This is a genomic window from Pleurocapsa sp. CCALA 161 (genome assembly GCF_003003995.1).
Lineage (GTDB): Bacteria > Cyanobacteriota > Cyanobacteriia > Cyanobacteriales > Xenococcaceae > Waterburya.
The window spans coordinates 1-7,002 of the sequence record NZ_PVWF01000172.1; the positions used below are offsets into that span (position 1 = coordinate 1).

Annotated in this window: 6 protein-coding genes; 3 read left to right on the plus strand and 3 right to left on the minus strand. The window is 41.3% G+C overall.

Features of this window, described 5'->3' with window-relative positions; translation table 11 throughout:
- Positions 1-469 precede the first annotated feature (469 nt).
- The gene (locus C7B62_RS23375) at positions 470-1,846 is read left to right on the plus strand and encodes an HlyD family secretion protein (protein WP_106243248.1); all 1,377 of its coding nucleotides are present in this window, start codon (positions 470-472) and stop codon (positions 1,844-1,846) included.
- Here C7B62_RS23375 and C7B62_RS23380 read toward each other — a convergent pair.
- The 3 genes from C7B62_RS23380 to C7B62_RS23390 all read right to left on the minus strand — a co-directional run bounded on the left by C7B62_RS23380 (position 1,841) and on the right by C7B62_RS23390 (position 4,921).
- The gene (locus tag C7B62_RS23380) at positions 1,841-2,629 is read right to left on the minus strand and encodes a dienelactone hydrolase family protein (protein WP_106243252.1); all 789 of its coding nucleotides are present in this window, start codon (positions 2,627-2,629) and stop codon (positions 1,841-1,843) included. The genes C7B62_RS23375 and C7B62_RS23380 overlap by 6 nt on opposite strands.
- Positions 2,630-2,716: 87 nt before the next feature.
- Positions 2,717-3,619 (minus strand): helix-turn-helix domain-containing protein, encoded by a 903-nt coding sequence (locus tag C7B62_RS23385; RefSeq protein ID WP_106243255.1) that lies wholly within the window; start codon positions 3,617-3,619, stop codon positions 2,717-2,719.
- Positions 3,620-3,784: 165 nt separating this feature from the next.
- Positions 3,785-4,921: an energy transducer TonB gene (locus tag C7B62_RS23390; RefSeq protein ID WP_106243259.1), complete on the minus strand. Its 1,137-nt coding sequence runs from the start codon at positions 4,919-4,921 to the stop codon at positions 3,785-3,787.
- A 424-nt stretch (positions 4,922-5,345) separates the two neighbouring features.
- Here C7B62_RS23390 and C7B62_RS23395 point away from each other — a divergent pair, with 424 nt between their 5' ends.
- The gene (locus tag C7B62_RS23395) at positions 5,346-5,993 is read left to right on the plus strand and encodes a MotA/TolQ/ExbB proton channel family protein (RefSeq protein WP_106243262.1); all 648 of its coding nucleotides are present in this window, start codon (positions 5,346-5,348) and stop codon (positions 5,991-5,993) included.
- Positions 5,977-6,378, plus strand: a complete 402-nt coding sequence (locus C7B62_RS23400) for a biopolymer transporter ExbD (RefSeq protein WP_106243265.1) — start codon at positions 5,977-5,979, stop codon at positions 6,376-6,378. The genes C7B62_RS23395 and C7B62_RS23400 overlap by 17 nt, the downstream gene beginning before the upstream one ends.
- Positions 6,379-7,002 lie beyond the last annotated feature (624 nt).

Genomic DNA, 7,002 nt, shown 5'->3' on the forward strand with positions numbered 1-7,002 from the left:
TCGCACAGATAATTTATTACCCACTACCCACTACCCACTACCCATTACCTACTACCTACTACCTACTACCCACTACCTACTACCCACTACCTACTACCTACTACCTACTACCTACTACCCACTACCCACTACCTACTACCCACTACCTACTACCTACTACCTACTACCTACTACCTACTACCCACTACCCACTACCTACTACCCACTACCTACTACCTACTACCTACTACCCACTACCTACTACCCACTACCTACTACCTACTACCCACTACCCACTACCTACTACCCACTACCCACTACCCACTACCCATTACCCACTACCCACTACCTACTACCCACTACCTACTACCCACTACCCACTACCCACTACCCATTTGCGAAGCTTATCCTTTAGGACTACCTACTACCCACTACCTATTTGCGAAGCTTATCCTTTAGGACTACCCACTACCCACTACCTATTCCTGCCATGCTTACTAACTCTCCTCCCAACCTCCCCTCTGTTCGAGAAGACGAATTTCTACCCCCAATTAGTGGTTGGACTACCTTTGGTGGACTGTTTATCGTCGCTGTTGTTGCCTTAGCATTTCCAGTTGCTTCTGTGGCTAAATACAAGGAAACTGTCAAAGTACAAGCTTTAGTTCGTCCCGATGGTGAATTACGTTTAGTTCAAGCTGCTACAGAAGGTCAAGTGATGAGTGTTGCCGTCAAAGGCAATCAAAAAGTTAAACGCGGAGATATTATTGCAACTATCAACGACTCTCGTTTACAAACTCAAAAAAGCCAATTACAAGACAGTATCCAACAATCACGATTACAGCAGGTACAAATCAACGCCCAAATTAACGCTCTTAATAGCCAAATTGTAGCCGAAACTGACCGTATTAAGGGAAATGTGGCTGGAGCGATCGCCGAACACCAGCGCATTCAAAGGGAATATCAGGACAAACAAATTACAACCAAAACAGCAGTTCAAGAAACCGAATCAAATCTCAAAGCAGCAGAAGCAGCTTTAAATGCAGCCAAAGCTAAACTAAATCGTTATCGCAGTGCAGCAAAGCAAGGAGCAATTTCTCACGATCAATTAGAAGAAGTAAAATTAGCCTGGCAGCAACAACAACAAGCAGTAGAAGCAGCCAAAGCTAAATTAGCAGGCGCGCAAACTGCCTTAAATCCCAGTAATGCCGAAATTGCGATCGCCACTTCTCGAATTACCGAAGCTGAAGCTACAGGGAAAACTAGTCTGGCTACTTTAACGAAAGAAAAAGAAGCTCTGATTCAACAGCAAATTGAAATCAATAAGCAGTTAGACAAAGACACCCGTGATTTGCAACAAGTCAATACCGATCTTCAGCAAACTATCATCACTGCTACCACCGACGGTATTGTTTCTAAGCTGAATCTGCGTAATCCTGGTCAAACTGTACGTCCAGGGGAAGAAATTGCGCAAATTGCTCCTAGTAATAGCAAGCTAACCATCAAAGCTTCTGTTCCTGCTAAAGAAATAGGTAAACTGAAAAAAGGTCAAATAGCCCAAATGCGAGTATCTGCCTGTCCTTATTCCGATTACGGTACTCTTAAAGGAACGGTTACAGCGATCGCTCCTGATGCCGCTTTTCCTCAACCAGATAATAGTAATACGCCTTCTAGCGCTAATACTTCTAGTCAACAGACGGGTGCTGCTTTCTATGAAGTTGCCATTGAGCCAAATAATCGTTCTTTAGGCAAGGAAAATAACCAATGTGCGATCCAATTAGGTATGGAGGGGCAAACCGACATCATTACTAGAGAAGAAACTGTCATGAAATTTTTGCTGAGAAAAGCTAGACTAAGCACTAATTTATAAATTGTTTTGAAAAAGCTCCAATACTTGTTGCCAAGCATGAGGTGCAGCTTCAGGATTGTAGCTGGGATGCTGTTTAAAAAAAGGATACTTGTCTGCAAAAAATCCCGCAAAAAATCCGTGTCCTGCATCGTAGCGAAATACACGATAATCAATCTGCTGTTTGTGTAATTCCGCTTCAATTTGTTGGGTTTCTGCTTGAGACACTAAATGATCTTTTGTGCCGAAAAATAGATAAATAGTACCCTGAATTTGGGGAGTGCGATCAAGAGTGGGAGTATCTTCACCATAGCTAGAAGTGGTAATGCCCCCACCGTAAAAAGAAGCTGTGGCTTTAAGATCAGGTATGGTAGCAGCCATATAGCTAATATGACCGCCAAAACAGAAACCAATACAGCCGATCGCATCTGCTTTGACATTGGGTAATGTTTTAAGATAGGCGATCGTGGCTTGAATATCGCTGAATATTTCTTGATACTTAACCTGTTGATAATATTGCAAACCAAGTTGATAGGCTTCAGGACTATAAGCGAGATCTTTGGGACTGAAATCACGGGTAAAGCCAGGTGCAATCCTTTGATACATTGCTGGAGCGATCGCTATATAACCCTGTTGGGCAATTAATTCGGTAATTTCTCTAATATTTGCGTTAACGCCAAAAATTTCTTGAAAAACCATCACAGCAGCAAATTTACCTTCTCTAGCTGGTTGCGCTAGATAAGCATCAATTTGTAAGTCTTGGTTTGGTACTCGGACATAGGTAGTTTTAATTTCGATCTGGCTCATTTTCTTTACTCAACTTTTTTCTACTGCTGATAGTCTAAAAGTCTTGCTGTTCTAAACTCTAGAAAAAAATTGCGCGATTTGAGTAGATTATTGCGCTTGTGCTTGAAATTGTTTGGGAGTTAATCCAGTAAAACGCTTAAGATATTTGGCAAAATGACTGCGATCGCAAAATCCTAAGCTGGCAGAAATTTCTTCGGTACTTAATTGAGTATGCTGTAATAAATATTTTCCTGTCTCAATTCGACGCTGCAAAATATACTGGTGAGGTGTTTGATTCGTGGTTTTTTTAAATGAACGGATAAAGTGATAGGGACTCATTTGGGCGATCGCTGCTAGCTCAATCACTTTTAAATCTCTGTCTAGATGTTGGTTGATATATTCGGTTATTTGTTTTAACTTAAAATCAGACAAGCCAGATTCGTAACTCGAAAGCTTGGGCTTGGTAACACAATATTCTCGCAATAAATGAATTGCCAATGTAGTTTTAAGACTATCCACTAATAGGCTACCAGCAATTTTAGAAAATTCTAATTCATTTTTTAAAGTAGTAAAAATTCCCTGGATCAGTTGATCTTGCTTGTTCATAAACTGGGGAATCAGTTCAATGCGATCGCTATCTACTAAACCTTGACCGACTTGTTGCAGTAGTGCGGGTTCAACTGCCAAAATACCAAACATGGCTGAAACCTTCCAGTTACAACGATGAGCAATACTAGCTGGAATGATGGCAATATCACCTTGCTCTCGTCTTTCCGCGCAAATCTTTCCATCAAGAAATCGCTCTCCTGGTACTAATCTGTCGCCAAAACCACAAGCAATTACGTGCATGATGTGTTGGTGTTCGATAGTTTCAAATTCAGGTTGTCGATGAAGTTCAAGATGGATAGCATTGCCTAGATTGCTAGAGATAACGGCAGGATTTGGGACAAAATCACGGGATGCCTGGTCTTGTCTAAAATCGAGCAGTTTAACTAGAGAATTTTGCTCCATTACTTTGGCTAGAGATAAAAAATTATAGCGATCGCTTTAAATGTCTTGGGGATTTCCTCGACTAATTTCCCTGATAAATTTATTTTATATTTGTGATTTTACAGCCTATTTGTCTGAATCTTTGCGATTACTCAACTGCTTAGAGTGATAAAAGAAAGCTATTTCTTATTCTTGCTGATAATTCTCCATTCTTTCTTGGAACTTTCTCAATCTTTCTTCTTCCAGTTCTTGCTTGTCCTCGAATGGAGGATTTGAAAGAGCGGGTAGGGGTTTGGGTGCTGATTGAGTTTCAGCTTCAGGCTGGGGTTGAGACTCTATTTCCTGCTGCTGTTGACGTGCTTGTCTTTCTGCTTCTAATTGCTGTTGACGTGCTGCTTCAATCTCTTGTTGCTCTTTGGCTGCTTGCTCTTTTCTTTCTTTTTCTTCACGGCGGGCGCGATCGTATTCTGAACCTTCTACAGTAAAATCAATCTTGACCTGGACTGATGCAGCATCGTCACCAGGAGAACTAAACTGCATTTGTCTAGCTGCTAATAAAGCCTGGCGATTTACTTGACTATTGCTATCAGCATTAGCTAATTCTGCACCCACAACATTACCGTCAGAATCGATAGTTAACTTAATCCCTGCGCTACCTTCTACTCCTTCTAATGCATCAGGATATTCTGGTTCGCAGTTACTAACACAGCTAATTCCTTCGGGAGGTTCGCTACTAGCTTCTGCACTATTGGTTGCTACTGGTGAACCTGAAACACTTGAACTATTACTACTATCCTCGGCAGAAGTCACGGAACTGTTTTGTGAGGTAGAATTGCTGCTCAAGGAAGATGGTTGAGCGGTATTTTCAACGGGTGCTGATACTATTGGCTGATTACGGGCGGGGGCGGGAGTAGTTAAAACTTTTTTGGGTGCTTTTATTGGTTCTGGTGGTTTGGGGGCAGGTTTTGGCGGTGGGGTTTCTGCTTTTATTGGTTCTGGTGGTTTGGGGGCAGGTTTTGGCGGTGGAGTTTCTGCTTTTACTGGTTCTGGTGGTTTGGGTGCAGGTTTTGGCTTGGGTTCGACTATAGGTTTAGATTCAATCTTGGGCTGGGGCTGGGGTTTTGGTTGTGGCTTCGGTTTATCGACTAAAATCAACTCCATTGGTTCTTCCGCTGTTTTAGGCGGTTCAAAAGACCAACGAGGCAGACTGTAAGCCAGTATACCGTGAAGTACAGCCGAACCTGCAAAACCAATGATAAGTAGCTTGTTTAGCCGTTGCTGTTCTTGCTGTCGTTGTCGAACGCAAAATTTAGAGTTAGTCATCAGAGTTATCTATTTTAAATAGCTTGAGTATTACTGCGATCTCCAAGTATTGGCTAAGTCGGCTCTCGCCAACCTCAGTCTTGAGTCGGGTCGCATTTGCCTAAAAGAGCTTATGAGAATTAATTGCTAAGTGAACAAAATATCATTTTATATAGTTATTGCCACTCATTACTAATAAATTTTATGATTTAAGCCAGTTTTTTAGTTAATACTGACATCTTACCCGAGCCAACATTAGGTCTTTGATATATCTATACCAGGCTTTATTTAAAATTAATTCATTCTGGCGGAGAGATTTTGGGGGTTGGTTAAACTCTCAATAGCGTTACAAAAACTTTAAGATTATTGAGTGTAATTACTGAGCAGTTATGGTATTGTTTGAAAATAAACAATGCAAATGATTTTCAATTAGCAGAGATGATTTATGTCAATCGATAACCTATGGACGGCAGGGGGAATAGTTAGTATTCCCTTGCTAGGATTTTCCTTGCTGGCGATCGCCTTAATTATAGAACGGATAATTTTTTGGTGGCGAATCAAAAACAAACAACGACGGATTGTGAAGGAAGTTTTGTCTTTGTATCGTAGCGATCGCTTTGCTGCCATTTCTCAACTAAAAAAGAATGCTCAATTGCCTATTGCCCGTATTTTCCTCGAAGCGATGGAATTAGAACAGCCGACACCCGATGAGTTTCGATTGGCTTTAGACAGTGCAGTTCAGGCAGAAATACCAACTTTAAGAAAGTTTGGTACTTGGTTTCAAACGATTATTACCGCTTCGCCTTTGTTGGGATTACTCGGTACAATTTTGGGTTTGATTCAGTCTTTTTCCTCAATGGATTTAGGGAATGCTGCTGCGACAAATTCTGTTGGGGTGACAGGAGGGTTGAGTGAAGCGTTAATTTCTACCGTCATGGGATTAGTGGTAGCGATTTTCACCCTGCTATTTGCCAATGCTTTTAGGGGTTTATATTTGCGAGAATTAGCGTTTATTCAAGAATATGGCGGTCAGTTAGAACTGCTCAATCGACGTTTTCATCAGGGAGTAAAGGAATATGCAACCTATCAATGAACCTGAAGAGCAGTTTGATATTAACATTTTGCCGATGATTGACGTTATTTTTTCAATTTTGGCATTTTTTATAATTTCTACACTGTTCTTATCGCGATCGCAAGGTTTACCTGTAGATTTGCCCTCAGCACAAACCGCCGAACCGAAACAGTCGGTACAGCTAAATATCACTATCGAACCTGATGGCAAGATGTTTTTAGATCGTCAGCCGATTAAACTAGATAACTTAAAAGCTGCATTGACTGAGAAGATTGAGCCTAATTCTGAGTCGGTAGTAATTATTAATGCCGATGAAAAGGTCGAACACGGCACTGTAGTTAAGGTGATGGATCGCCTGCGGCAAGTACCAGGGGCAAAAATGGCGATTGCAGCCGAGCAAGAATAAATTAAAGTTTATTTGGTTACTAGATCGCTCTGGAGACTAAAAAATGCCAATTTTATTGATTTCAGGACTCTTACTTTCGCTACTAGCATGGCGAATATTTTGGATAACTGAATAAACCGTAAATTAAAAGCTAAACAAAATTAACCCACTACCCATATGCGAAGCGGGACGCGCACCCAACTAATACCAATTCTCAAAAATAACGAGAGACTTAGGACAGGTTAAGCTCTTAGCTTTGACCGAAGGGAATCCTTGAGGATAGCTTTTATGGATATTTGAGCCTTTTCATTGACTCTCAGAATATTTTTGATCTTTGCAGCTACTTTTAAGAATTGGTATAAGCACCAAACAAAGCAGTGTAAACGGCGCAAGCCCGCAGGCGCTAATCCTTATGCGAAGCGGCTTGCACTTATCGCATTGAGTGTACCCTTTAGGGTTAGGGCTTGCACTCTTGTCCTTAAGCCAATGAGGATATCGCATTGAGTGTATCCTTTAGGACTACCTACTACCTACTACCTACTACCTACTACCTACTACCTACTACCTACTACCTACTACCTACTACCTACTACCTACTACCTACTACCTACTACCTACTACCTACTACCTACTACCTACTACCTA

Bases quoted from the DNA above. Each gene is read 5' to 3' on its own strand.
- C7B62_RS23375 (WP_106243248.1), top strand. From the start codon at position 470: ATGCTTACTAACTCTCCTCCCAACCTCCCCTCTGTTCGAGAAGACGAA.
- C7B62_RS23400 (WP_106243265.1), top strand. From the start codon at position 5,977: ATGCAACCTATCAATGAACCTGAAGAGCAGTTTGATATTAACATTTTG.
- C7B62_RS23395 (WP_106243262.1), top strand. From the start codon at position 5,346: ATGTCAATCGATAACCTATGGACGGCAGGGGGAATAGTTAGTATTCCC.
- C7B62_RS23380 (WP_106243252.1), bottom strand. From the start codon at position 2,629: ATGAGCCAGATCGAAATTAAAACTACCTATGTCCGAGTACCAAACCAA.
- C7B62_RS23385 (WP_106243255.1), bottom strand. From the start codon at position 3,619: ATGGAGCAAAATTCTCTAGTTAAACTGCTCGATTTTAGACAAGACCAG.
- C7B62_RS23390 (WP_106243259.1), bottom strand. From the start codon at position 4,921: ATGACTAACTCTAAATTTTGCGTTCGACAACGACAGCAAGAACAGCAA.